Origin of the sequence: Glycomyces sp. NPDC047010 (genome assembly GCF_040644205.1) — a bacterium.
In the GTDB taxonomy this organism is placed as follows: domain Bacteria; phylum Actinomycetota; class Actinomycetes; order Mycobacteriales; family Micromonosporaceae; genus Glycomyces.
This window is the reverse complement of the sequence record NZ_JBEYVY010000006.1, coordinates 212,403-236,011: the sequence shown is the minus strand read 5'-3', so window position 1 is coordinate 236,011 and position 23,609 is coordinate 212,403. Positions and strand designations below refer to the sequence as shown.

Here is a 23,609-nt window from a genome sequence, read left to right as displayed (position 1 = left end):
GTCCCCCAGCAGCGTAGCCGCCGGGTCCCGCCCGCGGCCCGTCCTAGCCGTCGAGCGCCGCGATCCTTGCGCGCACGGCCCGCGCGTCGGGGTGGTTCAGCTCGTCGAGGATCGCGAGGCCCCGCTCCCAGGTGCGGCGGGCCTCGGCGCGGTCGCCGTGCTCGTGGTGGGCGTCCGCGAGCTTGAGGACCGTCGACGCCTCCTCGTGGCGGTTGCCGAGATCGCGGTAGAGGTCAAGGGACGCATGGAAGTACGCGACGGCCTCCGCGTGCCGCCCGAGCCCGCGGAACGCGTGCCCGAGGCTGTCGAGGGTCGCGGCCTGGCCGTGGCGGTCGCCGGTGGTCCGCATGAGGGCCAGGGCCTCCTCGCAGTAGCCGATCGCCTGGGCGTGGTCGCCCGCGAGGGAGTGGTTCCAGCCGATCGCGTTGAGCGCGTTGGCCTTCCCGACCTCGTGGCCGACCCGGTGGTACAGGTCGAGCGCCCGCAGGTCGCTGTCCACGGCCTCGGCGAACCGGGCCTGCCGGTGGAGGAGCCGCGCGTGCACGTACCAGGTGTGCCCCTGCTCCAGGAGGTCGCCGCGCTCGCGGCACAGCGCCTGCGTGCGGTCGAGGATCGCGGCGGCCTCGCTGTGGCGGCCGAGGCAGCTCAGGGCCTCGGCGAGGAGGCGGCCGGTCTTGACCTGCGCGGGGCCGTCGCCGAGCCTGCGGGCGGCCTCGATCGCGATGCCGAAGACGGCGGCCTGTTCGTGCCGCCGCCCGCGGTCGAGGTAGTCGCGGAGGGTCCAGGCGAGCTGCCAGCAGTGCCGGTCGTAGCCGTGCTCGGCGGCGAGACCGACTGCGGCCGTGAGTACTGCGCTCTCGGTGTGGAACCAGTCCATGGCCTCGGCGGCGTCCGCGAACACGGCGGTGACGGTCCCATCGAGGGCCGGGACGAGGTCGAGCGGGTCGCGGTGGGGGTCGAGGAGGAGGTTCGCGGCGTGCGCGGTGTGCAGGCACTCGTCGAGGAGCCTGCGCACGGCGTCGCGGCGCTCGGTCGCGGCGAGCTCGGCCGCGTAGGCGCGGGTGAGGTCGTGGAAGCCGAAGCGGCCGGGGCCGGACTCGTTCAGGAGGTTCGCGCGGGTCAGCTCGGTGAGCAGCAGCCGGGTCTCGCGGGCCGGGGCGGCCGCGACGGCCGCGGCACCCGCGAGCGCGAACGTCGGTCCGGGGTGGACGCTGAGGAGCCGGAACAACCGCGCCGCAGCGGGACTGAGGTCGCGGTAGGAGCACGCGAAGACCGTGCGGAGGTCCGTGCTCCCGTCGGGGTCGGCGAGCGCGTCGAGGCGCCGCTCCGCGGGCCGCAGCTCCTCGGCAAGGGCCGCAAGGGGGAAGGCCGGGTCGTTGACGGCCCGTGCGGCGGCGACCGCGAGCGCGAGGGGGAGTCCGGCGCACGAGGCGATGATCTGGCCGAGGGCCTCGGGTTCGGCGGTCGGGCGCCGGTCGCGCAGGCGCTGCCGTATGAACCGCTCGGCGTCGGCGGTGTCGAGGACCGTGAGGTGGAGGGGCTTGGCGCCGCCGGCGGTGAGCGCGGAGAGGCGGTTGCGGCTGGTGACGAGCACGAGGCTCTCGGCGGTGCCGGGCAGGAGCGGGCGCACCTGGGCGGCGTCGCGGGCGTTGTCGAGGACCATGAGGACGCGCTTGTCGGCGAGGACGCTGCGCAGGAGCGCGGACTGCGCGTCGGCGCCGTCGGGGAGGTGCTCGGCGGGGACGCCGTGCGCGTCGAGGACGGCCCGCAGCGCCTCGCCGGGGTCCATCGGGCCCGCGGCGGGGTCGAAGCCGCGCAGGTCCAGGTGGATCTGGCCGTCGGGGAACTTCGCGGCGACGCGGTGGGCCCAGTGGAGCGCGAGCGCGGTCTTGCCGATCCCGCCGGGCCCGGACAGGACCGCGACGGCTTCGCCGCCGTCGGTGAGCAGACCGTCCAATGCGGCGAGTTCCGTCGCGCGCCCGGTGAAGTGCGCCGAGGCGGCGGGGAGCTGGCGGGGGACCGGGGCGCGCCGCCCGCGTGCGGTGGGCTGGAGCCCGGGGTCGTCGGCGAGGATGCGCCGGTGCATCAGGCGCAGCTCCCGGTCGGGCCCCGTCCCGAGTTCGTCCACAAGGGTCTCGCTGGTCTCCTGGAAGACCGCGAGCGCCTCGCTGCGCCTGCCGGAGCGGAACAGCGCGAGCATGAGCTGCGCGGCGAGGTGCTCCCAGAGCGGTTGGCGCGCATGCCAGGTGCGCAGTTCACCGACGAGCTCGGCGTGGCGCCCGAGGTCGAGCCCGGTGGCGGCGTACCGCTCGAACGCGAGGTCGCGCCGCTCCCGCAGCGGGGTGCGCACCTCCTCGAAGCTGCCGCTGCCCTCGATGTCCTGGAACGGGTCGGCGCGCACCAGCGCGAGCGCGGCCCGGTACGCCTCGGCCGCTTCGGCGAGCCGTCCTTCGTCCCGCATCCGCTGGGCCTCTGCGGCGTGCAGGTCGAACTCCCAGACGTCCAGTTCGCCGGGCGCGACTCGCAGCCGCAGGCCCTGGTCCCACACGATGCGGGGCTCGGGGTCGGCGGGATCGTGCAGGGCCGCACGGAGTTTGGAGACGTAGCCGCGGAGGTTCACCGCCGCGGACGGGGTCGGGTCGTCCCACACGAGGTCCATGATCCGGGCGCGGCTGACGGGCTCGTCCGGGGCGGTCAGGAGCGCCGCGAGGACGGCGCGCTGCCGCGGGCCGCCGAGGGGGACCGTCCGCCCGCCGGTCTCGACCCGGAGCGGACCGAGTACCGAGAAGCGCATACGGCCACAGCCTCAAGGGATCGAGCCCCCGTCCGGTCCGCGCGGGGGCGTGTCCTCGCCGCGCGCCCGACGGCCGCGGCGGCTCCCCGCACTCGGCTCCGGTGTCGGCGTCGAGTCCGAAAGGGGCAGCGGCCACTATATCCGCGGCCGGGCGGGCGCGGCGACGCGGCGCCCGGCTCCCGCAGCGATGGGAGCCGGGCGCCGGCGGCCGAGCAGCCGTTCTGGGGAGGTTCCGGTTGAGCGGCAGCCGCTTCCGTCACTCGCAGGAGGCCGCGGCGGCGAGCGACTGCACCTCGGAGAGCGCGGCCTCGTCAGGTTTCGCGTCCTCCAGGGCCGTGACGAGCGCGTCGGCGCCCTCGCCCGCGAGGACCTCCTCCACGCCCTCGTCGACGTGGATGTCCTCGTCAGCCGCGAAGGCCGCTGCGGACTTGACGGTCCCCTCGGACTCGCCGTTGCCGAGCGTGCCGTCGTCGAAGGGGATCTCGGAGCCCTCGCCGAGACCGCGCCACTGGGCCGGGCGGTAGTCGCCGCCCGCGGTGCACACGGCCTCCTCCCAGCGGATCGCCATGACGTACCGGTGGCCGACCTCGACGCGCGGGAAGCCGTCGAGGGCCATCTCGATCGGGTCCTCGGCCTCGGCGTTGAAGTGCCAGCCGAGGGCCGAGTACTCCCAGGTCTCGGGGGCCGCCTGCGGGGCGCCCTCCCGCGACCACAGGACGTCCTCGATCGTGAGTGAGACGGTGCGGCCGATGATGCCCTCGCCGCGGTCGAGCTCCTCGGCCTCCGGCTCGACGGCCTCCTCGGCCACGGCCTCGACGACGATCACATGGTCGGCGTAGGTCACCCAGTCGGCGGCGGTGATGCTCGGGAGGTGGTCGCTGCCCTGCGCGAGCAGGATCTCCTCGGTCTCGGGTGCGGTCTCGTCGGCGGCCGGCGCGCCGAGGGCGGCGACGGCGATGCCGGTGGCGGAGGCGGCCGCGATGACGCCTGCCGCCGCTGCGATGCGGGTCCGGATGCGCATGGGTCCTCCTCAGTAGGTGGCGTTGATGTTCTCGATGTTGTTGGCCTGCAAGCCCTCTTCGTCGCTGGTCGGGGTCTCCATGCACCCGAGGAGCTCGTCGGAGTTGGACCGCATCGGGGACGACTTGTTGCCGTGGAGCAGGCCCACGGCGTGGCCGGTCTCGTGGCAGGTCAGGCCCTTGACGTAGTGGCCCGCGCCGCGGATGCGGATGTACTGCTGGTCGCACTTGAGGGTGGACGCGGCGTTGTTGCAGAAGGTGACGCCGTCGGCGCTCGCGGACATGCCCACGGCGCTCTCCTCGTAGACGATGTCGGTCTCGGCGCTGCCGGAGAACTCGGGGGTCGTGTCGAGGGAGACGGTGAAGTCGGTGGGGGCGTACACGCTGTTCATCACGCTGATGACGACGTTCCGGTCCTCGGTCTCCAGCATGTTGGAGCCGCCGCTGTCCATGTAGTACGTGAGGGTCGCGTTGTCGGTCTGGCAGGAGACCTGGCCGTCGGGGCCGCTCTCGCTGAAGCACCCGGACTGCTCGTACTGGGTGGGGTACATGTTGTCGGTGTACGCCGCCCAGGCGACCCCGGCCGTGACCGCCACGGTCGTGAAGACGGCGGCGGCCAGGCACACGGCCCTGACGCCCAGCCGCTTCGCTGAAGGTATCGACATAGGACATTCCCTTCCGGCCGGTCCAGGGGCGACACGGCCTCCGCCAGCGTAGGGAACGGGGTGTACACGCGCAGTACACGAAACGTACAGACCAGCGGGTCCGCGCTCCCCGGGCCGCGCGCCGCGCGTGCGCCGGGATACCGTGCTGCCATGTCCGATCGACCCGTGGTCTTCCGGGTGCTGGGGCCCCTCGAACTGGAGATCGCGGGCCGCGCCGTCCCGCTGCACGCGGCCAAGCCGCGGGCGCTGCTGGGCCTGCTCCTGTTGAACGCCAACGGGTTCACCGAGTCGGACCGGCTCATCGACCAGCTCTGGGCCGGTCGCCCGCCCGCGAGCGCCGACACCACCCTCCGCTCCTACGTCTACCAGCTGCGCCGCCGCCTGGAGCCCCTCGACGGAGCGTCCATCGAGGGCCGCAGCGGCGGCTACCGGCTCGCGGTCCGCGAAGGGCTCGTCGACGCCGACCGCTTCACGTCCCTCATCTCCCTGGGCCGCAAGGCGTTCCAGGACGCCGAGTACGCGGCCGCGGCAGCCGCCTACCGCGAAGGGCTCGCGCTGTGGCGCGGCCCGGCGTTCGACGGACTCGACGTCCCGGCCGTCCGCGACCGGGCCCGGACCCTCGACGACCTGCGCGGCGAGGCGCTCGAAGCGTGCATCGGCATCGAGATGGAGCACACCGCGGCGCCCGCCCCGCTGGCCGAACTGGAGGCGCTCGTCGCCGCGCACCCCCTGCGCGAAGGACCCTGGCGCCTCCTCATGCTCGGCCTCTCCCGGGCCGGACGCCAGGCCGAGGCGCTCGACGCCTACCGGCGCCTCTTCCGCATCCTGGACGAGGAACTCGGCGTCCGGCCCTCGGACTCCATTGAGGAGCTCCACCGCGAGATCCTCACCGGCGCCGTCCATCCGCAGCCCCGCACTGCCGCGCCCGCCGTCCCCCGCCAGCTCCCCGCCGCCGCCCCCTACTTCACCGGCCGGGCCGCCCAGACCGCCGAACTCGACGCGCTCCTCCCCGGCGGCACCGGCGACCGCGACGCCCACGCCGCGACGGTCGCCCTGGTCACCGGCACCGCCGGGATCGGCAAGACCACCCTCGCCGTCCAATGGGCCCACCGGGCCGCCGACCGCTTCCCCGACGGCCAGCTCTACGTCAACCTCCGCGGCTTCGACCCCGCCGGGACGCCCGCCGAACCGACCGAGGCGCTCATCGGGTTCCTCCGCGCGCTCGGCGCCCTGCCCGAGACCCTCCCCGAGGGCCTCGACGCCCTCGCCGGGGCCTTCCGCACGCTCACCGCCGACAAGCGCGTCCTGGTCGTCCTCGACAACGCCCGCAGCTTCCAGCAGGTCCTGCCGCTCCTGCCCGGCGCCCCGCAGAGCATGGCCCTCGTGACCAGCCGCAGCCGCCTCTCCGGCCTCATCGCCCATGGCGCCCAGCCGATCCCGCTCCCGATCCTGGACGACGCCGACGCGATGCGCTTCATGGACCGGCGCCTGCGCGAACCGCGAACCGCGGCCGAACCGGAGGCCGCACGCGCCATCGTGGACGCCTGCTCAGGGCTCCCCCTCGCGCTCGCCATCGCGGCGGCCCGCGCCTCCGCCGACCCGCACTTCCCCCTCGCCGACCTCGCCGCCGAGATGCGCGGGGCCGGCGACCGGCTCGACGCGCTCGCCGACCCCGACCAGGCCGCCGACCTTCGCGCCGTCTTCTCCTGGTCCTACCGGGCCCTCACCCCCGACACCGGCCGCCTGTTCCGGCTCCTCGGCCTCCACCCAGGCCCGGACTTCCCGACCGCCGCGGCCGCGGCCGCCGCCGGGACCACGCCGCGCCGGGCGACCCGGATGCTCACCGAGCTGACCCGCGCCAACCTGCTCACCGAACCGGCGCCGGGGCGCTTCGCCTTCCACGACCTGCTCCGCGCCTACGCCGCCGAGTGCGCCGAAGCCGAAGACCCGCAAGCGGACCGCGCCGCCGCGGCCCGCCGAGTGCTCGACTTCTACCTGCACACCACCTATGCCGCCCAGCGGATCGTCGCCCCGGCCCGTGATGCCATCGACCTCGTTCCGGCCTCACCGGGAGTCGAACCGGCACCGATCGCCGACGTCCCCTCCGCCGTCGCCTGGTTCACCGCCGAGCACGCCACCCTCATCGCGGCCGTCGGGTATGCGGCGGACCGGGGCCTCGACTCGCACTGCTGGCAGCTGGCCTGGACGGTGCGCGACCTCATCGACCGGGCCCGCTGGCACGGCCTGGCGCCGCTGTTGCGGACCGGACTCGACGCGACCCGGCGGCTCGGCGACCGGGCCGCCCGCGCGCGGCTGTGCAGCATCCTCGCGCAGAACTTCGCGCACCTCGGCGACCCGGACGACGCGAGCGCGCACGCGGACGAGGCGCTGGCCCTGTGCGAGGAGCTCGGCGACCGGGCCGGGCAGGCGCACGCGCTGCACGTCCACGCCCGCATCCGGATCCGCCGCGGCCGGATCGACGAGGCGATCGCCTGCGGCATGCGCGCGCTCGACCTGTATCGGGCCGCCCGGCACGAGGCCGGAGAGGCCCACGTGCTCAACTCGATCGGCTGGTGGCACTGTCTGTCGGGCGACCACGAAGCGGCCCTGCACTACTGCGGACGGGCGATGTCCGTCATGGAGCGTATCGAGGACCGGATCGGCCAGGCCGACACCGCCGACAGCATCGGCCACGCCCACATGATGCTCGGCCACCACACCGAGGCCGTCGAGCGCTACCGGCACGCCATCGGCATCTACCGCTCACTCGGCGCGCATCAAGCCGAGGCCCTGACCTGCGAGAAACTCGGCGACACCCTCCACGCGGCGGGTGATCGCGCCGCCGCCCGCGAGAGCTGGCGGCACGCGCTCGACACGTACGCCGTGCTCGAACCCGCCGACGAGAAGTCGCTGCGCGCCAAGATCGACGGCCTCGCCGCGGCCGTCCCGGAGGGCTGAGGGCCGCGTCGGCCCCCAGCCCCGCGAACTACTGGACCCGCGTGTACGGGAGCCCGCCCTCGCCGGGCGTGCCGACGTCGATCAGGTCCTCTTCCGCCTCATAGCGGAAGACCCACTCGGTCAGCGTCTGATCGTCGAGCGATTCGAGCTGCACGGCGTGGTCCGTGGCCTCGCCGATCGTGAGCGCGCCGATCCAGTCGCCCTCGGGCGCACTGTAGGAGACGTCCCCGTCGCCGTCGATGCAGAACGTCGAGCCCTGGCCCTCGGAGTCGCTCAGGAACGACTCGCCGACGGCGGTCCAGGTCCCCACCACCGACTCCAGCCGCGGGTCGCCGGGTTCGGCGTCGGTCTCCAGATCGCAAGGGCTGAAAGCGGACTCGGTCCCCTCGGTGCCGCCCTCCGCGGTCTCCTCAGCCGTCGCCTCCGCGCTGCTCTCGGCCACCTCGACCGACTCGGTACCGGACGCCGCACCGGCGTCGCCGTCCTCGCCCGCACCGCAGCCGGTGAGCCCGAACACGACGGCGCACACGCCGACCGCGGTCACCGGCCGCAGCACGGCCCGCACAGATTGCCTCATATCGATCGTTCCTCAAGAAGTCGGAGCGGACGGGCGCCCGGTCACCGGGCCCGCCCGCGAAAGGGGCGGAGGGACCGGCGCCGAGCCGCCCCCTCCAGATGCGGGCCGATCATGCGCCCCTTGCGTTGAGGCGGCGTTGAGCGAACGTGGAGCGGCCCCGGCGCGTCCGCGCCCGGATCACTGGAAATCCGGACGAAATACTGGTAAACCAGTACCGGAGCGGCGGCACCCGCGAGACGCAGAACACATTCGCTCGTAGGAATTGAGGTATCTACCTACATCAAGCCCCGTGCGGCGGCCCGCCGCGCGGCGCCGGACCCCCTGCCCTACCCCCGGCCCCCGCGGCCGACCAATCGGAGGACCACATGACCACCCCCGACAGCACCAGATCCCGACCGAGCTGGCGGTCCATCCTCATATGGACGGCGATATCCGTCGCCGCGGCCGCCGCCTGGGGCGTCATCGCCCTGGTCCGCGGCGAAGAGGTCTCCGCGTTCTGGCTCGTCCTCGCGGCCCTCGGCTCCTACGCCATCGGCTACCGCTTCTACGCCCGCTTCATCGCCACCAAGGTCCTGCGGGTCGACGACACCCGCGCCACGCCCGCCGAACGCCTCGACGACGGCGTGGACTTCCAGCCCACCGACCGCCGCGTCCTCCTCGGCCACCACTTCGCCGCCGTCGCGGGCGCCGGACCGCTCGTCGGCCCCGTCCTCGCCGCGCAGATGGGCTACCTGCCCAGCACCATGTGGATCATCATCGGCGCCATCTTCGCCGGCTGCGTCCAGGACATGGTCGTCCTCTTCATCTCCATGCGCCGCAACGGCAGGAGCCTCGGCCAGCTCGCCCGCGACGAGATCGGCCCGATCGGCGGCGCCGCCGCGCTCATCGGCGTCTTCTCCATCATGATCATCCTGCTCGCGGTGCTCGCGCTCGTCGTCGTCAACGCGCTCGCCGCGTCCCCGTGGGGCACGTTCTCGATCGCGATGACCATCCCGATCGCGCTCCTCATGGGCTTCTACATGCGCACGCTCAGACCCGGCAGAGTGCTGGAGACGAGCCTCATCGGCGTCGCCCTGCTCGTCCTCGCGATCATCGCGGGCGGCTGGGTCCAGGCGTCCTCGTGGGCCGACGCGTTCACGCTCAGCCCGCAGACCCTCGTGTTCTGCCTGGTGATCTACGGCTTCCTCGCCGCGGTGCTCCCGGTGTGGATGCTGCTGACGCCGCGCGACTACCTGTCCACGTTCATGAAGATCGGCACGATCGGGCTCCTCGCGATCGGCGTCCTCATCGTCGCCCCGATCCTCCAGACCGAGGCCATCACCGACTTCGCGGTGAGCGGCACCGGACCGGTGTTCGCGGGCAAGCTGTTCCCGTTCGTGTTCATCACGATCGCGTGCGGCGCGCTCTCCGGGTTCCACGCGCTCATCTCCTCGGGCACCACCCCGAAGATGATCCAGAAGGAGTCGCAGGTCCGCATGATCGGCTACGGCGCCATGCTCATGGAGTCGTTCGTCGCCGTCATGGCCCTCATCGCCGCGTGCATCCTCGACCCGGGCCTCTACTACGCCATGAACGCCCCCGCGGGCGTCCTCGGCACCACAGTGGAGTCCGCCTCGACCGCCGTCGCCAACCTGGGCTTCACCATCAGTCCACAGGACCTCCAGGCCGCCGCCGACGCGGTGGGGGAGGAATCCCTGGTCGCCCGCACCGGCGGCGCACCGACGCTCGCCGTCGGCATGTCCGAGATCCTGTCCTCGGTCTTCGGGGGCGACGGGCTCAAGGCGTTCTGGTACCACTTCGCCATCATGTTCGAGGCGCTCTTCATCCTCACCACTGTGGACGCAGGCACCCGCGTCGGGCGCTTCATGCTCCAGGACACCCTCGGCAACGTCTGGAAGCCCCTCGGCCGGGTCTCCTGGAAGCCGGGCATCTGGGCCACCAGCGCGGTCGTCGTCCTCGCGTGGGGCTACTTCCTCTACGCCGGCGTCAACGACCCCCTCGGCGGCATCAACCAGCTCTTCCCGCTGTTCGGCATCGCCAACCAGCTGCTCGCCGCGATCGCCCTCACCGTCGCCACCACCGTCCTCGTCAAGAGCGGACGGCTCAAATGGGCGTGGGTGACGGCCGTGCCGCTCGCCTGGGTCGCCATCGTGACCCTCACGGCCAGTTGGCAGAAGGTCTTCTCCACCGACCCGCGCATCGGCTTCTTCGCCCAGCGCGAGCGGTACGCCGACGCCCTGAACCAGGGCGAGGTCCTCGCCCCGGCCAAGGACCTCGACCAGATGCAGACCGTGGTCACGAACTCCACGGTGGACGGCGTCCTCGCGGCGTTCTTCGCGCTGCTGGTGGTGATCGTCATCCTCAACGCGGCCTGGATCTGCTGGCGCGCGGTGCGGGCGACCGAACCGCTCCCGTCGACCGAGGCGCCCTACGTCGAGTCGAAACTGCTCGTCTCGGCCGGGCGCTTCTCGTCCACCAAGGACACCGACGCGGCCGAGGACCGGCCGTGACCGTGCGCCGCCTGCTCGGTCTAGTCCGGTGGTACCTGCGGGAACTCACCGGCGAGACCGCCTACGACCGCTACGTGGAGCGCCACCGCCTCGCCCACCCGGGCGTCCCGGCCATGCCCCGGCGCGAGTTCGAGCGCTGGCGGACGGACCGGGGCGACGAGCATCCGCGGGCGCGGTGCTGCTGACATCCCCGGTCGTCCGGGAATGACGAGTTCGGCGCGGCCGCATCGCGGCCGCGCCGAACTCGATCTGCTCAGGCCATCACGCGCAGTCGGGGAGCAGGTAGGCCGCCGTCCCCTGCGCCTCCGTCCGGGTGGTGTCCTCCAGGATCCACCTCGTGCCCTGGTCGGGCTCGGCGAGCGTCATGGAGGTCCCGGACCCGGCGCGGCCGTCGAGGGTGAGCGCGAGTCCGTTGGCGGCGTTGACGAGCACGCCGTCGAACGGGTTCGCCTCGGTGGCGGTGGCCGCGATGAACTCCCACCGCTGCGCCGGATCGCGCTTGTCCGGTTCGACGCCGAGGTAGGCGACCTCGGTGTCCGATGCGGCGGCCAGGACGCCGCTCCCGTCGGCGGCGCTGATCGTGTACTGCCCGTGCTTGCGCGCGAGCTTCCACACGCCGTCGCCCCACTTGGCCCACACGACGACGTCCCGCTCCGGATGCTCGGCGTCGCCCGCGTACTGGTCGATCTGGTACTCGGTGCCGAGGCTGTCGGTGGCGATCCTGAAGAGGTCATTGCGGAGATCGACGTGCTCGGCGGCCTCGCGCTCGGGCAGCTGCGGCTCCTGCGTGAAGTCCCCGTGGTAGTCGTCGGGGCCCGGCACATCCCAAGGGGCGGGGAGGATCTGGTCGGCGGGGTAGACCTTCGCGAAGAACGCGTAGGCCATCGGGTCGTACGCCTGGAGCTCGGCCCTGGTGTTGATGGGGCTGCGCACGCCGTCGCTCCAGTCGGGCTTCTCGGCCATGGCGTCGAACCAGACCGAGGAGAGGGTGGCGAAGTACTCGTCGATGTTGGAGATCGCGTAGGTGTTGGGCCACAGGCCGGTTTCGTAGGCGTTCTCGTAGACGGCGTACAGCTCGTCCGAAAGGGACTCGTCGTCCTGCGTCTCGATGCCGACGAGCCTGACGGCGTGGCCGAACTCGTGGACGAGGATGTTCTCGTTCGGATAGGCGGTGTTGAGGAACGCGTTGGCGTTCCCCCTGGTGCGCAGGACGTTCCGCTCGGAGATCGAGGAGACGCAGTTGTTCCAGGTGCTCCCGCCGAAGCCCTCCACGTCGTACGACTCGGGGTTGTACCCGTCGCGGTGCTCCGGCACCAGGTAGGCGTTCTCGCGCGCCGCGTACACCGCGAGCGAGCACCCGAAGTCGGCCATGGTCTCGGCGATGCCGTTCCCGCCCTTGCCGAGCTCGACGTCGACCTGCGCGGCTGCGAGGTCCAGTGTGGCCGGATCGACCCGCGGTGCGGCCTTGACGACGATCCCGGTCGCGGTGGTCGTCTGCTGCGTGTAGTAGTCGAGCATCGGAATCCCGGCGTACGTCGCGTCTGCGGCCGGTCTGCCTTGCGCGTCTTCGATGTTCGACCCGGAGACGGTGAGCGTCAGGGGCTGATCCGGATCGATCGTCCCGGTGTAGGCGATGCTCGCGAGGTGCAGGTCCTCCGGCAGCCGGGCCATGCTGTTCGCGTCGGTCCCGGCGATCTGCCGGTTGTCCTTGTCAAAGAAGATCGTGTCGGTGGCCCCGCTCGAAGGCTTCGCCTTCAGGTCGATCTCGGTGCCGCCGTTGGTGAGCACCAGGTTCTCAGGACTGACGACCGCTTCCTCGTCGACGTACCGGTCCCAGTAGACCTCAAGGAACTTCCCCTCGTTGATCACCCTCACCTCGGTGATCTGCGGCCCCGCGAACGACGGATCGACGACGACCCGCCCGTCCGCCCCGACCTCGACCACCGCCGAACTCTCAGCGAACGCCGGGCTCGCCCCTACGAGCAACGCCACCAGCGCCGCCCCTGCGATCAACGCACTTCCACTGCGGTTCTTCACTTGTCACGCTCCGAGTCTGCTGGGGGTCGAGCAGTGCCAGTAATATGTAACATATTACAAAGCCCATGTAAACCCGCTGGCCCCCAAAGCGCCTCAGGCGCCGCCCTCAGTCATGGCCTCAGATTCTGGATCATCTTCTGGAGGCTGGTGACGGTCGCTTCGTATTCGCCCTCCTCCAGGCCGGTGAGGATCTGGCCGCGGATGGCGTGGACGTGAGACTTAGTGGTGGTGAAGCGTTCTCGGCCGTGGGCGGTGAGGGAGCAGACGTCGCCTTCGATGGCGATGAGCCCCTGGGCGGCGAGGGGTTCGAGGTGGGGGAGGGCGGTTTCGGCGGCGGCCGTGTCGAGGAACGGCAAGACCGCTTCGGTCAGGTCGTCGATGGTCGCCGGGGCCCGGTCGAGGGTGTTGAGGAGCTGCCATTGGCGGCGGGTGATGCCGTGGGCGGCGATGGCGTGGTCGAACTGGTCGTTGATGAGGCCGTCAAGGGTGACCAGGAGCTTTCCGATGGGCGGCAGGGCCGCCTTATTAGTTGTCGTCATACAACCAGTGTATTGCGGCAGCGGTAGTTGTCAAGTGGCAACTGTTGTAGGGTGGGTTCATGGGTGAGCGCGGACCTGATGAAGTGATCGAGCAGGCGCTCGTGCGGATTCGGCGCGACCAGCAGGCTCGGGGGCTTCAGCGGCGCACGGCCGATGGGGTTGCGGCGCAGGCGTCTGCGGCCAGTGCGGCGCGGTTCCGGTATCTCGATGCGCTCGACGGGCGGGCCGAGGGCCAGGCGATTTCGCAGATCGCCGAGGCCATCGACGTCGACCGGCCCCGGGCCAGTCGTCTCACCGCGGCGCTGCTCGCCGACGGGCTCATCGAGCGCGAGGCGGCCCCCGGCGATCAGCGATATGCGACCATCCGCCTCACCGCCGCGGGCCGGGACTTCGTCGGGCGCGTCCACGCCGCCCGCCGCCGCAGTGTCGCCGAGGCGCTCGGCGGGTTCAGCGAGGACGAGGCGCGGACCCTCGCCGCGCTCCTGGAGCGCTTCGTCGATGCCTGGCCGCGCCACCGGGGTTGAGTCGGGCCGGGTCGCGAATCGGGGCAAAGGGGGGCGAGATTTATTGACAGGTTTGTATCTGTATGCAAACCTTAATGAAATTCGCCCGACCTTTCGCAAAGGAGCGCGTATGCCCCTGAAGACCCTGTTCGCCGCCGCTGGGACGGTGGCGTTGATGTTGACGCTGGCGTTGGACACGCCGGCGCCCGCGGCGGAGGAGCACTCCCATCCCGACAACGTGCTGACGCTGAGCGTCATCACCGACCCCACGCCGGAGCAGCAGGAGGCCGCCGCGAGTGCGGACCTCGGGGTGCTCAACCACGGCGACAAGGGGCACACGTACCCGCCGGACCTCGACGGGAACGTGCCGACGTACTACGGCGGCGACTGCTACGACAACGTCCTCGCCTACGCCACCTGGTGGTCCGAGGGCGACTGGTACATCGTCTACGACAAGTGCGAGATGGAGCGCTACGGCGCCGGCCAGCAGGACTGGGACCGGGTCGGGCGGCACGAGAAGGCGCACACCGACGGCTGGGGCCACGGCGAGGAGCCGCGGGACCGCAACGCGGCCTTCGACCCCGGCATCGTGATCTGCGGCTGCTAGCAAGAGAGAGCGCTCTCTGAGGTGCCGGGAGGCACTTCGGAGAGCGCTACTGCGTGCGGGGGTGTTCGGCGGGCTCGCGGGCGGGGAGGCCGCGGAGGAGGACGTCCAGGTAGAGGTCGAAGCGGGAGGTCTCGGGGCCCAGGTCGAGGCCCGCCTCCGCGCCGCCGAGCCATTGGACGACGCCGAGGCCGAAGATCCGCCAGGACTGCTCGGCCATGGCGGGGGAGCAGCCCGCGGCCGTGAACGCGGCGCGGGCCCGGTCGCGCAGGAGACCGAACGAGGCCGGGTCGTGGCGGTGCGGGCGGGCCACATGGGAGGCGAAGCCGGGGACGGCCAGGAACTCGTCGTGCATGGCCCAGGCCAGGGCCGCGAGCCACTCGCGCCAGGTCGCGGCGGTCGGCTCGGTGGCGGGGACGATGCGCTCGACGATCGCGGCGCTGACCAGGTCCATGAGGGCGTCGCGGTCGCGCACCCACCGGTAGAGCGCCGCGTGCGAGACGTCCAGGCGCGCGGCCAGTTCGCGCATCGTCAGCTCCGCGAGGCCGCCGTCGAGCGCGGCGGCGACGATCCGCTCGCGGCTCAGCCGCGCGGGCCGCCCCGGCCTGTTCCCTGTCACGGTCGCGAGTCTAGTGCAGCCCGGGCCGCCGACCCCGCTCGTTAGTGACCAATGGTCACTTATTATGTTAGGCTCGCCTAACTTCCAAACGATCGGAGGCCCGTCCCCCATGTGGATCCTCGCCGGACTTACCACCCTGACCGCAATCCTCTTGCGCCGCAACGGCAACCGTGCCGCCGCGACCGGGCCCGTGCTCTTGCTCGCCGTCCTCGGCGTCGCCCTCGCGCAGACCGTCGTGCTCGCCGTCCTCCCCGCCTTCGGCGCCGGGCTCGGCGTGCCCGCCGCCGACGCCACCTGGCTCCTCACCGCGTTCATGCTCGCCTCCGCGGTCGCCGTCCCCATCGCCGGACGGCTCGGCGACCTCCGCGGCCACCGCCGCGTCCTCACCGCCGCGCTCGCGGCCCTCGCCGTCGGCAGCGCCGCCGCCGCGGCCGCCGACCTCGCCGGATCGTTCCCCGGGCTCCTCGCCGGACGCGTCCTCCAAGGGCTCTCCGGCGCCGCCTTCCCCGCCGCGTTCGGCCTCGCCCGCACCGCGGTCCCCGCCGACCGCCTGCCGCGGCTCGTCGCCGGGATCAGCGCCATGTTCGGCGTCGGCGGCGCCCTCGGCATGGTCGCCGCCGGACCCCTCGCCGGGACGTTTGGCACGCCCGCGCTGTTCTGGACCACGCTCGCCCTCGCCGTAGTCGCGCTCGCCGGGACCCGCCTGCTCCCCGCCGAACCCGGCACCGCGACCGGCCGCGGCCTCGACCTCCCCGGCGCCGCGGCCCTCTCGGCGACCCTCGTCGCCCTGCTCCTCGCCGTCAGCCGCGGCGGCACCTGGGGCTGGACCTCCCCGGCCACTCTCGGCCTCGCCGCGGCCGCGGTCCTCGGCGGCGCCGCGTTCTGGCGCATCGAGGCCCGCACCGCCGCGCCCCTCGTCGACCTCGGCCTGCTCCGCGACCCCGCGATGCGGGCCGCGAACCTCGCGACGCTCAGCGTCGGCGTCGGCATGTTCGCGGCCGTCACCCTCATCCCGCGGCTCGTCCAGGACCCCGCGTTCGGCTTCGCCTACACGCCCGAGCGGACCGGACTCCTCATGGCGCCCATGGCCGTCACGATGGTCGTCGGCGCCCCGGCCGCCGCCCGCCTCGCCGCCCGGATCGGCGACACGGCGGTGTTCCGCCTCGGGGCCGCGCTCGCGGTCCTCGCGCTGGCCGGGCTCGCGTTCGGGCACGCACACGCGTGGCAGCTGTACGCGGCGGGCTCGGTGATGGGCCTGGCGTACGGCCTCGCGTTCGCCTCCCTCGGCGCGATCGTCGTCGGCGCGTCCGGTCGCGAGAGCACCGGCGCCGCAACGGGTCTCAACACCATCTTGCGGACCGTCGGCGGCGCGGCCAGCGCCCAGGTCGCGGCCGTCGTCATCACCGCGGTGCCCGGGAGCACCGGCTACACCGCAGCGTTCCTGGCCGCGGCCTGCGCCGCGGCCGCCTCCATCGGCCTCGCTAGCCCGCGACGGGTTCGCGGAGTCGCCGCCGGACCAGGGCGCCGGTTCGGAGTGTCAGGAGGATGAGGACGAGGCCGTTGAGGGCGTGGACGAGGAAGAGGGACTGGCCCCAGAGGGTGCCGGGGACGTTGACGAGGGCCAGGGCGTGCTGGAGGAGGACGAGGAAGGTGCCGAGAGCGGTGAGCCATACGGGTTTCGGGCCGATGCGGGCGGCGAGGGCGAGGAGGATCGCGGCCGCGTAGAGGTACAGGAGGGCGTCGCCGTTGCGGAAGTGGAGCTCGAAGCCGGGGCCGATGCCGCCGCCGTAGCCGACGCCGAACCCGGCCAGCGCGAACTGGACGACCAGGAGCACCAGCAGCAGGATCATCCACGCGCGCAGGATCATCGCGAAGGGCCGGTTCATGCGGCGACCGCCTTTGCGAGGGCCTTCTCGGCGCGCCTGGCGTCGACCGCCTGCTTGGCGAGGCGGGCGACGGCGAGCTGGATGAGGAGGACGCCGAGGCCGTTGGCGGCGTGGAGCGCGATGCCGACGCCGCCGAGCACGCCCTCGGTGCCGAAGCCGTACGCGAGGGCGCCCTGCATCCAGATCATGAACGTGGACAGGGCCGTGAGCAGCACCGCCTTGAGCCCGGGGCGGGCGATGAGGGCGAGGATCGTCGACAGCAGGAGCCAGAACATGAGCAGGCCGCCGTTGCCCGCGTGGACGATGAACCGCTCGATGCGCTCGCCGCCGGTGGAGACGGCGCCCCACCCGGCGAGTCCGATTTGGAGGACGAGGAGGACGACGACGAAGCGCGTCCACCCGAGGAAGACCAGTTTCACGCGGGCCAGTCTGCCGCCGCGCCCGCGCCGCGGGATCGGCCCCGAGTCGTCAATCGCGCTACACCGCAGGAGGTACGGCCCGCGCGGGGCGTACAACCGCGAACACCCGGAGCAGGACCAGGGCCGCCGCCGCGGCGGCGAGGTCGCCGACCGCGAGGCCGGTCCACACGCCTGCGGGGCCGAGCGCGCTGAACGCGAGGACCGCCGGGATCTTGAGGACGAGGAGCGTCCCGATCGAGATGAGGTACGACGGGAGCGGCGCCCCCACGGCCTGGAAGTACGCCGAGACCAGGAGCGGGACGCCGGAGGCGGCGATGCCGATCGCGATGAGCCGCAATGCCGTCGCGGCCTCCGGTGAAGGCGAGCCGAGGAGCGCGGTGGTGATCGGCCCGGCCAGGAGCGCGGCGAAGGCGGCCGCGGCGGCGCTGTAGGCGACGGTGGTGCGCAGTGCGAGCGTGCGGGCGCGGTCGACGCGGTCGGGCCGGCCGCGGCCGGTGTTGAAGCCGACGATCGGCTGCATGCCCATGCTGATGCCCTGCTGGGGCATGACCGCGAAGACCTGGACGCGCGCGGCGACCGCGTACGCGGTGATGAGGAGCCCCGCGAGGAGGTTGTTGACCAGGAGCGTCAGGGCGGTCGCGCCGAGCCCGGCGAGCATCGACGGGGCGCCGACCGCGAGGAGCGACCGGAGCGTGGGCCAGTGGGGGAGCAGGTCGGCGGCGCGCACGCGGTAGGGCCGCTCGCGCTGCCAGAAGAAGAACCACAGGCTCATCGCGGCCGAGACCGCCTGCCCGCCCGCGGTGCCGAGGGCCGCGCCGCGCACGCCCATGTCGAACCCGTAGATGAGGACCGGGTCCAGGACGATCTGGACGAGGACCGGCACGACCCACTGCATCGTCGCGAACCGAAGGCGCCCTTCGGCTCTGATGAGGCTGGAGAACCCGGTGCCGACGAGCGTCGAGGCGAGGATGAGGACGGCGTAGTCGCGGGCGTACCCGCGCATGTCGCCCTCGGCGCCGAGCGCGCTCAGCAGCGGTTCGAGGAGCACCAGGCCCGCGATGGCCATGGCGAGGGCGCCGGTCCAGAACAGCAGGAACGAGTTCCCGGCCGCGCGCGCCGCGCCCGTGGCGTCCTCGGCGCCGAGCCGCCGCGACACGAGGGACGCCCCGCCGACGCCGACGGTGGTCGACAGGGCGCTGAGGACGAGGAGCACGGGCGCGACGAGGTTGACCGCGCCCATCGCGGTCGGGCCGACGCCGTGGGCGACGAACGCGGCGTTGGTGAGCGCGTAGATCCCGTAGATGCCCACGGACATCGTCGCCTGCGCGGTGCCGTGCCACAGGAGGCGCCCGACCGGGGCGTCGGCCAGGGCCTCGACGCCCTCGGTCTTGGCGCTCACGCGTCGAACACGGCCATGAGGCCGTCGAGTTCCCTTCGGGCCCAGTCGTACTGCTTCGTGTCGGTGTGCCCGCGGTACTCGGTCTCGATGACCATGACGAGCACCAGGTACAGCCCGTAGAGGCGGCGCCGCGTCCGCTCGGTCGCCGTCAGCTCACCGCGGCCCCAGCCGCGCGCGAACGCCGCGGCGTCGGAGAACGCGGGCAGTTCGGCGCCGCAGAACCCGGCCTCCATGAGCGGGTCGCCCCAGAACGCCCGCTCGTGGTCGATGACGCACGTGATGCGCCCGTCCGCGATCATCGCGTTGGACGGCCACAGGTCCCATTCCACGAACCGCGGCTCGGTCACCTCGTCGAGGCTGTCGGCATGGCGCGCAAGCAGGACCCGCATGCGGTCGTAGCCGTACCCGAGGTCCACGCCGCGGCGCTCGCCGTCGGCGAGGACGTCGCCGAACATGGCCGAGAACGCCGCGCGCCACGTGTCGAACCGCGGGTCCAGGAGCGGTCCGAACCCGGTCCCCTTGATCGCGTTGAGCCCGGCGTTGAGCGCCCCGAGCTGCTCCCAGTACGCCTCGCGCGCTTCAGGATCGAGGTCGTCGGCAACAATCCCGAGGTTCTCGCCCACGACGAACGGCATGAAGAAGTACGGCGCGTCGCACAGCTCCAGGCTCGCGTCCGCGAAGTGCACGTCCGGGACGGGCACGTCGGTGCGCTCGCGGATGAGCACGAGCGACGCCAGCTCGATGTCCATCGCGCCGCGCTCGTACGTCATGACCTCGATCCCCGGCGGGGGCGCGATCTTGAGGACGACCTGCGCGCCGTCGCGCAGTCGCAGCCGGTACGCGACGTTGAACCAGCCGTGCCCGAGCTCCTCGGCGAACCCGTCCCCCTCGGGCACCTGACCGGGCCCGTACGCGCGGGCGATCATGGAGCGCAGGGCGTCCGGGGTCTGGCGGTTCTTGGTGATGCTCTCCATCGGGGGTCTCCTCACGCGGCGGTCCCCGGTGCGAGGCGCCCTCGCGGACGACCGTACGCCGACTGTGTACACCTGTCCACACCTCAGGCGGCGAGGCTCCGGAACCCGCTGCGGTGGAACACCAGCGGCCCGGCCGCGTCCGAGTGGTCGACGGCGTGGAGGCGCAGCAGCACGATCACGTGGTCGCCCGCCTCGACCTCCCGGTACACCGAGCAGTCGAAGCGCGCGAGCCCGTCGTCCAGGGTCACCGCGCCCTCGTCCGTACTGCTCAGCGCGAGCCCGGCGAACCGCGTCGCCGGGTCCCCGGCGAGCTGCCGGCACACCGCCCCGTGGTGGTCGGCGAGCACCGTGAGGCCCAGGTGGCGGGCCCGGCGCAGGTCCGGCCAGGTCTTCGAGGACACGGCGATCGAGAACGACACGAGCGGCGGGTCCAGGCTCACCGACGTGAACGAGCTCGCCGCCAGCCCGGTGACCCGCCCGTCCACAGCGGCGGCCACGGCCACCACCCCGGTCGGGAAGGCGCCGAACGCCTCCCGCAGCCGCCGCGGGTCGAGGTCCTGGTTGGTGCTCAGGGACATGGGGTGCCTCCTAGGGGTTCAGTTCGCGAACGGGACGGCCGCCGCCCGGGCGCGCGGGGGCGCCGGGTGCGACCACAGGCCGCGCCGCTCCAGCTCCGGCAGCACGCCTTCGCCGAACCAGTACGCGCCCTCCAGATGCGGGTAGGACGAGAGCACGAACTCCTCGATCCCGACCCGCCGGTACTCCTCGATGAGGTCCGCGACCTCGGTGTGCGAGCCGACCAGCGCCGTGCCCGCGCCGCCGCGCACCAGCCCGATCCCGGCCCACAGTCCTGGATGGATCTCCAGGCCGGACTTGCTGCCGCCGTTCAGGTCCAGCATCCGGCGCTGGCCCTCGGACTCGGAGCGGCGCAGCCCGGCCTGGACGCGCGCGATGTCGTCCTCGCCGATCCCGGCCAGCAGCCGGTCCGCCTCGGCCCACGCCTCAGCGCTGGTGTCGCGGTTGATGACGTGGACGCGCAGCCCGAACCGGATCGGCCGCCCGCCCGCGAGCCCCCTGATCCAAGCCACCTTCTCGGCTACGGCCGCCGGCGGTTCGCCCCAGGTCAGGTACACGTCCGCGTGCTCGGCCGCGACCCGCCCGGCCGCCGGGGACGACCCGCCGAAGTAGACGTCCGGCACGGGGTCGGGGAGCTGCGCGAGCCGCGCGCCCTCGACCCGCAGGTGCTTCCCCCCGAAGTCGACGGCCTCCCCGGCCCACAGGCGCCGCACGATGTGCAGGAACTCCCCGCACCGCTCGTACCGGGCCTCCTTGTCCGCGAAGTCCCCGTACATGCGCTGCTCGTGCGATTCGCCGCCGGTGACCACGTTGAGCAGCAGCCGCCCGCCCGTCAAGTGCTGGAACGTGCCCGCCATCTGCGCGGCGAGGAACGGCGAGACGACCCCAGGGCGGAACGCCACGAGGAACTTCAGCCGCGCCGACACCTGCGAGAGCATCGCCGTGGACACCCACGCGTCCTCGCACCACGCGCCCGTCGGCGTCAGCGCCCCCGCGAACCCGTTGTCCTCGGCCGCCCGCGCGACCTGCCCCAGGTACGACACCGACGCGGGCCGGGACGACGCGCCCGCGCCGACCCCGTGGCCGCCGTCCACGACCTGGCGGCCGTCGCCGCCGTTCGTCGGCAGGAACCAGTGGAACTGCAACGCGCTCAATGCCCTCTCCTCATTCCCGTCGGTCTCACGGCCGGTCCTCACAGCTGCCCGTGGCGCGGCGGCGGCGCCCCGTCGAGGGCCCACCGGCCCAGGTGCTGGACCTTCCACGCCGCCGGGTCGTGCAGGGTGTGGACGCGGGCGTTGCGCCAGTGCCGGTCCAGGTTCAGGCCCGCGAGGGCACTGCGCGTCCCCGCGACCTCGAACACCCGGCTCGCGGTGTCCACCGCGGCCGTCGCGGTCGCCGCCCGCGCAGCCGCGACCGCCAGGGACGCCCGCGCCGCCGACCCCTCCGTCAGGTCCGCGTTCGCGTCGTCCACAGCGGACGCCGCCTCCTTCAGCAGCGCCTCGGCGCCGCGCAGCGCCAGCTCCATCTCCCCGAACGCGCGCACGGTGAGCGGGTCGTCCGCGGCCCGCTCCACGCCCGCGTCCGGGTGCGGCCGCGACTTCGTGCGCACGAACTCCGCGGCCTCCTCCAGCGCCGCCCTGCCGATCCCGGCGTCGATCGCCGCGTGTAGGACCTGCGCGAACGCCCCGTACGTCTGCGGGCCCTCGAACGTGGCCGCGTACGGGGTGATCCACTCGTCCGCGACCGAGACGTTCTGGAGCCGAACCGTGCCGCTCGCGGTGGTGCGCTGGCCGATCCCGTCCCAGTCGTCCACGACCTCCACGCCCTGCGCGTCCCGGCGCACCCACGCCACGTGCATCGGCCCCTCGATCCCCAGGTGCGCCAGCACCGGGATCCAGTCCGCGAACAGCGCGCCCGTGCAGTAGAACTTCGTGCCGTTCAGCCGCCACCGGCCCGGCCCGTCCGGTGTCAGCGCGGTGCGGTGGTCCCGCACGTGCTTCGTGCCGAACTCGGTCTGCGCGTTCCCGAACCGCTTGCCGCGCAGCACCTCCGCGAACAGGCGCCGCTGCTGGTCCCCGTCGCCCTGCAACCGCAGCTGGTTGACGTACACGAAGTGGCTGTGGGGGATCTGCGCGAGGTTCGGGTCGCCCACGGCGAGGCGCCGGAACACCTCCGCGACCACCGCGGTCGGGAGGTCCGCGCCGCCGTGCTCCTGCGGCACGGTGATCGCGAGGAGCCCCGAGGCCGCGAGGCGGTCGACCTCGGCGTACGGGAGGGTGCGGCGGGCGTCGCGCTCGGCGGCGCCCGCCGCGAACTCCCCGGCCAGCCCCGACGCCGCGCCGAGCGCGGCCGCGGCGTCGAGGACGCGGCAGACCGATTCGCTCACGGCACCCGCTCCAGTTCCGCCGCTTCGAGTTCGCGCACGATCGGCAGCACGTGCCGCCCGAAGTGCTCGACGTCCTCCAGGTAGTGCAGGAACCCCAGGAGCAGCAGGTCGGCGCCGCGGCGCTTGTACTCCAGGATGCGGCGGGCGATCTGCTCCGGCGTCCCGATCAGGCCCGTGCGGAACCCGTCGTTGTACTGGACCAGGTCCTCGAACCCCGAGTCCTGCCACATGCCCTGTCCATCGCCTGTGGACTTCCCGGCCTGCTTGACGGCCGCCCCGAAGCCCGCCACGGCCTCCCGGTCGGCCTTGTCCACGATCTCCCGCAGCACCGCCCGCGCCTCGGCCTCCGTCTCCCGCGCGATGAGGAACCCGTTGACGCCGAAGCGGACCGTGCGCCCGTGGACCGCGGCCACCTCCCGCACGTCCCGGATCTGCGCCTCCACGCCCTCGGGGGAGTTCCCGTTGGCGAAGTACCAGTCCGAGACCCGCCCGGCCATGCCGCGCGCGTCGACCGAGTTGCCGCCCTGGAACACCTCCGGGTGCGCCCTGCCCTCACCGCTCACGGGCTTCGGCTTCAGGTCGAAGTCGTGGAGCCGGTAGAAGTCGCCGTGCAACTCGGCGTGCTCGCTCGTCCAGATCTCCTTGAGGTACCGGATGAACTCCTCGGAGCGCCGGTATCGCTCGCCGTGCTCCAGCCACGGCTCGCCGAGCTTCGTGAACTCGTCCTTGAACCAGCCCGAGACCACGTTCACCGCGGCCCGCCCGCCCGACAGCTGGTCGGCGGTGGCGATCCACTTCGCGAGGACCCCCGGGTGCCACAGTCCCGGATGGACGGCGGCGATCACCTTGAGCCGCTGCGTCGCCAGCAGCAGCGCCAGGCTGAACGAGGTGGACTCGTGCTGGTACGCCGCCCCGTACGAGGCGATGTAGCGGACCTGCGAGAGCGCGTACTCGAACCCCGACTCCTCGGCGAGGCGGGCGAGCTCCACGTTGTACTCGTAGCTCCAGTCGGTGCGCTGCTCGATCTTCGAGACCACCAGGCCCCCCGAGACGTTCGGGACCCAGTACGCGAATTTCAGCGGTTCAGTGGACGGTGTGCTCATGTGCGGCTCCAGACGTGGGGATCGGATGGTCGTGAAGGGAC

Annotated in this window: 21 protein-coding genes; 6 read left to right on the top strand and 15 right to left on the bottom strand. The window is 72.8% G+C overall.

Features of this window, described 5'->3' with window-relative positions; genetic code table 11:
• Positions 1-43: 43 nt before the first annotated feature.
• From AB0A65_RS14370 to AB0A65_RS14360, 3 genes are all read right to left on the bottom strand, one after another.
• Positions 44-2,794 carry a BTAD domain-containing putative transcriptional regulator gene (locus tag AB0A65_RS14370; RefSeq protein ID WP_359951271.1) on the bottom strand — a complete coding sequence of 917 codons (2,751 nt, stop codon included), beginning with the start codon at positions 2,792-2,794 and terminating at the stop codon, positions 44-46.
• Positions 2,795-3,050: 256 nt separating this feature from the next.
• The gene (locus AB0A65_RS14365; protein WP_359951269.1) at positions 3,051-3,815 is read right to left on the bottom strand and encodes a hypothetical protein; all 765 of its coding nucleotides are present in this window, start codon (positions 3,813-3,815) and stop codon (positions 3,051-3,053) included.
• A gap of 9 nt (positions 3,816-3,824) precedes the next feature.
• Positions 3,825-4,478, bottom strand: a complete 654-nt coding sequence (locus tag AB0A65_RS14360; RefSeq protein WP_359951267.1) for a hypothetical protein — start codon at positions 4,476-4,478, stop codon at positions 3,825-3,827.
• Between the two features lie 150 nt (positions 4,479-4,628).
• Between AB0A65_RS14360 and AB0A65_RS14355 the strand changes: the two genes are divergently transcribed.
• The gene (locus tag AB0A65_RS14355) at positions 4,629-7,436 is read left to right on the top strand and encodes a BTAD domain-containing putative transcriptional regulator (RefSeq protein ID WP_359951265.1); all 2,808 of its coding nucleotides are present in this window, start codon (positions 4,629-4,631) and stop codon (positions 7,434-7,436) included.
• 28 nt (positions 7,437-7,464) lie between these two features.
• On the opposite strand, the gene AB0A65_RS14350 is transcribed toward AB0A65_RS14355, so the two are convergent.
• The gene (locus tag AB0A65_RS14350; protein ID WP_359951263.1) at positions 7,465-8,013 is read right to left on the bottom strand and encodes a hypothetical protein; all 549 of its coding nucleotides are present in this window, start codon (positions 8,011-8,013) and stop codon (positions 7,465-7,467) included.
• Positions 8,014-8,378: 365 nt separating this feature from the next.
• On the opposite strand from AB0A65_RS14350, the gene AB0A65_RS14345 reads away from it, so the two are divergent.
• Together AB0A65_RS14345 and AB0A65_RS14340 are read left to right on the top strand one after the other, a co-directional pair.
• Positions 8,379-10,523 carry a carbon starvation CstA family protein gene (locus tag AB0A65_RS14345; protein WP_359951261.1) on the top strand — a complete coding sequence of 715 codons (2,145 nt, stop codon included), beginning with the start codon at positions 8,379-8,381 and terminating at the stop codon, positions 10,521-10,523.
• Positions 10,520-10,708 (top strand): YbdD/YjiX family protein, encoded by a 189-nt coding sequence (locus AB0A65_RS14340; RefSeq protein WP_106366286.1) that lies wholly within the window; start codon positions 10,520-10,522, stop codon positions 10,706-10,708. The genes AB0A65_RS14345 and AB0A65_RS14340 overlap by 4 nt, the downstream gene beginning before the upstream one ends.
• Before the next feature lie 76 nt (positions 10,709-10,784).
• Here the strand turns inward: AB0A65_RS14340 and AB0A65_RS14335 are convergent, their stop codons facing one another.
• Positions 10,785-12,515 (bottom strand): hypothetical protein, encoded by a 1,731-nt coding sequence (locus AB0A65_RS14335; protein ID WP_359951259.1) that lies wholly within the window; start codon positions 12,513-12,515, stop codon positions 10,785-10,787.
• 155 nt (positions 12,516-12,670) lie between these two features.
• Positions 12,671-13,099: a MarR family winged helix-turn-helix transcriptional regulator gene (locus tag AB0A65_RS14330; RefSeq protein WP_359951257.1), complete on the bottom strand. Its 429-nt coding sequence runs from the start codon at positions 13,097-13,099 to the stop codon at positions 12,671-12,673.
• Positions 13,100-13,158: 59 nt separating this feature from the next.
• On the opposite strand from AB0A65_RS14330, the gene AB0A65_RS14325 reads away from it, so the two are divergent.
• Both AB0A65_RS14325 and AB0A65_RS14320 read left to right on the top strand, forming a co-directional pair.
• A complete protein-coding gene (locus tag AB0A65_RS14325; RefSeq protein ID WP_359951255.1) occupies positions 13,159-13,623 on the top strand; it encodes a MarR family transcriptional regulator in 465 nt (154 codons plus the stop codon).
• Positions 13,624-13,732: 109 nt separating this feature from the next.
• On the top strand, positions 13,733-14,209 hold the full coding sequence (locus AB0A65_RS14320; protein WP_359951253.1) for a hypothetical protein: 477 nt from the start codon (positions 13,733-13,735) through the stop codon (positions 14,207-14,209).
• 46 nt (positions 14,210-14,255) lie between these two features.
• On the opposite strand, the gene AB0A65_RS14315 is transcribed toward AB0A65_RS14320, so the two are convergent.
• The gene (locus AB0A65_RS14315) at positions 14,256-14,825 is read right to left on the bottom strand and encodes a TetR/AcrR family transcriptional regulator (RefSeq protein WP_359951251.1); all 570 of its coding nucleotides are present in this window, start codon (positions 14,823-14,825) and stop codon (positions 14,256-14,258) included.
• Positions 14,826-14,934: 109 nt separating this feature from the next.
• Between AB0A65_RS14315 and AB0A65_RS14310 the strand changes: the two genes are divergently transcribed.
• Positions 14,935-16,374, top strand: a complete 1,440-nt coding sequence (locus tag AB0A65_RS14310) for an MFS transporter (protein WP_359951249.1) — start codon at positions 14,935-14,937, stop codon at positions 16,372-16,374.
• Here the strand turns inward: AB0A65_RS14310 and AB0A65_RS14305 are convergent.
• The 8 genes from AB0A65_RS14305 to sfnG form a co-directional block, all read right to left on the bottom strand.
• On the bottom strand, positions 16,307-16,711 hold the full coding sequence (locus AB0A65_RS14305) for a hypothetical protein (protein WP_359951247.1): 405 nt from the start codon (positions 16,709-16,711) through the stop codon (positions 16,307-16,309). The genes AB0A65_RS14310 and AB0A65_RS14305 overlap by 68 nt on opposite strands.
• Positions 16,708-17,130 carry a hypothetical protein gene (locus tag AB0A65_RS14300; protein ID WP_359951245.1) on the bottom strand — a complete coding sequence of 141 codons (423 nt, stop codon included), beginning with the start codon at positions 17,128-17,130 and terminating at the stop codon, positions 16,708-16,710. The genes AB0A65_RS14305 and AB0A65_RS14300 overlap by 4 nt, the downstream gene beginning before the upstream one ends.
• 58 nt (positions 17,131-17,188) lie before the next feature.
• Positions 17,189-18,529 (bottom strand): MATE family efflux transporter, encoded by a 1,341-nt coding sequence (locus tag AB0A65_RS14295; RefSeq protein WP_359951243.1) that lies wholly within the window; start codon positions 18,527-18,529, stop codon positions 17,189-17,191.
• Entirely contained in the window at positions 18,526-19,503 is a 978-nt protein-coding gene (locus AB0A65_RS14290) for an aminoglycoside phosphotransferase family protein (RefSeq protein WP_359951241.1), read from the bottom strand. Before AB0A65_RS14290 ends, AB0A65_RS14295 begins: the two co-directional genes overlap by 4 nt.
• Positions 19,504-19,586: 83 nt before the next feature.
• A complete protein-coding gene (locus tag AB0A65_RS14285; protein ID WP_359951239.1) occupies positions 19,587-20,081 on the bottom strand; it encodes a flavin reductase family protein in 495 nt (164 codons plus the stop codon).
• Positions 20,082-20,099: 18 nt separating this feature from the next.
• Positions 20,100-21,233, bottom strand: coding sequence for an LLM class flavin-dependent oxidoreductase (locus tag AB0A65_RS14280; protein WP_359951237.1), 1,134 nt, complete (start codon positions 21,231-21,233; stop codon positions 20,100-20,102).
• Positions 21,234-21,271: 38 nt separating this feature from the next.
• Positions 21,272-22,465 (bottom strand): SfnB family sulfur acquisition oxidoreductase, encoded by a 1,194-nt coding sequence (locus AB0A65_RS14275; RefSeq protein ID WP_359951235.1) that lies wholly within the window; start codon positions 22,463-22,465, stop codon positions 21,272-21,274.
• Positions 22,462-23,568, bottom strand: a complete 1,107-nt coding sequence (gene sfnG, locus AB0A65_RS14270; RefSeq protein WP_359951233.1) for a dimethylsulfone monooxygenase SfnG — start codon at positions 23,566-23,568, stop codon at positions 22,462-22,464. The genes AB0A65_RS14275 and sfnG overlap by 4 nt, the downstream gene beginning before the upstream one ends.
• Positions 23,569-23,609: the final 41 nt, after the last annotated feature.

Excerpts from the sequence above, each read along its gene's own strand:
- AB0A65_RS14285 (WP_359951239.1), bottom strand. The coding sequence starts at position 20,081 with ATGTCCCTGAGCACCAACCAGGACCTCGACCCGCGGCGGCTGCGGGAG.
- AB0A65_RS14370 (WP_359951271.1), bottom strand. The coding sequence starts at position 2,794 with ATGCGCTTCTCGGTACTCGGTCCGCTCCGGGTCGAGACCGGCGGGCGG.
- AB0A65_RS14320 (WP_359951253.1), top strand. The coding sequence starts at position 13,733 with ATGCCCCTGAAGACCCTGTTCGCCGCCGCTGGGACGGTGGCGTTGATG.
- AB0A65_RS14345 (WP_359951261.1), top strand. The coding sequence starts at position 8,379 with ATGACCACCCCCGACAGCACCAGATCCCGACCGAGCTGGCGGTCCATC.
- AB0A65_RS14310 (WP_359951249.1), top strand. The coding sequence starts at position 14,935 with ATGTGGATCCTCGCCGGACTTACCACCCTGACCGCAATCCTCTTGCGC.
- AB0A65_RS14355 (WP_359951265.1), top strand. The coding sequence starts at position 4,629 with ATGTCCGATCGACCCGTGGTCTTCCGGGTGCTGGGGCCCCTCGAACTG.
- sfnG (WP_359951233.1), bottom strand. The coding sequence starts at position 23,568 with ATGAGCACACCGTCCACTGAACCGCTGAAATTCGCGTACTGGGTCCCG.
- AB0A65_RS14350 (WP_359951263.1), bottom strand. The coding sequence starts at position 8,013 with ATGAGGCAATCTGTGCGGGCCGTGCTGCGGCCGGTGACCGCGGTCGGC.
- AB0A65_RS14360 (WP_359951267.1), bottom strand. The coding sequence starts at position 4,478 with ATGTCGATACCTTCAGCGAAGCGGCTGGGCGTCAGGGCCGTGTGCCTG.
- AB0A65_RS14325 (WP_359951255.1), top strand. The coding sequence starts at position 13,159 with ATGGGTGAGCGCGGACCTGATGAAGTGATCGAGCAGGCGCTCGTGCGG.
- AB0A65_RS14365 (WP_359951269.1), bottom strand. The coding sequence starts at position 3,815 with ATGCGCATCCGGACCCGCATCGCAGCGGCGGCAGGCGTCATCGCGGCC.
- AB0A65_RS14290 (WP_359951241.1), bottom strand. The coding sequence starts at position 19,503 with ATGGAGAGCATCACCAAGAACCGCCAGACCCCGGACGCCCTGCGCTCC.
- AB0A65_RS14330 (WP_359951257.1), bottom strand. The coding sequence starts at position 13,099 with ATGACGACAACTAATAAGGCGGCCCTGCCGCCCATCGGAAAGCTCCTG.
- AB0A65_RS14305 (WP_359951247.1), bottom strand. The coding sequence starts at position 16,711 with ATGAACCGGCCCTTCGCGATGATCCTGCGCGCGTGGATGATCCTGCTG.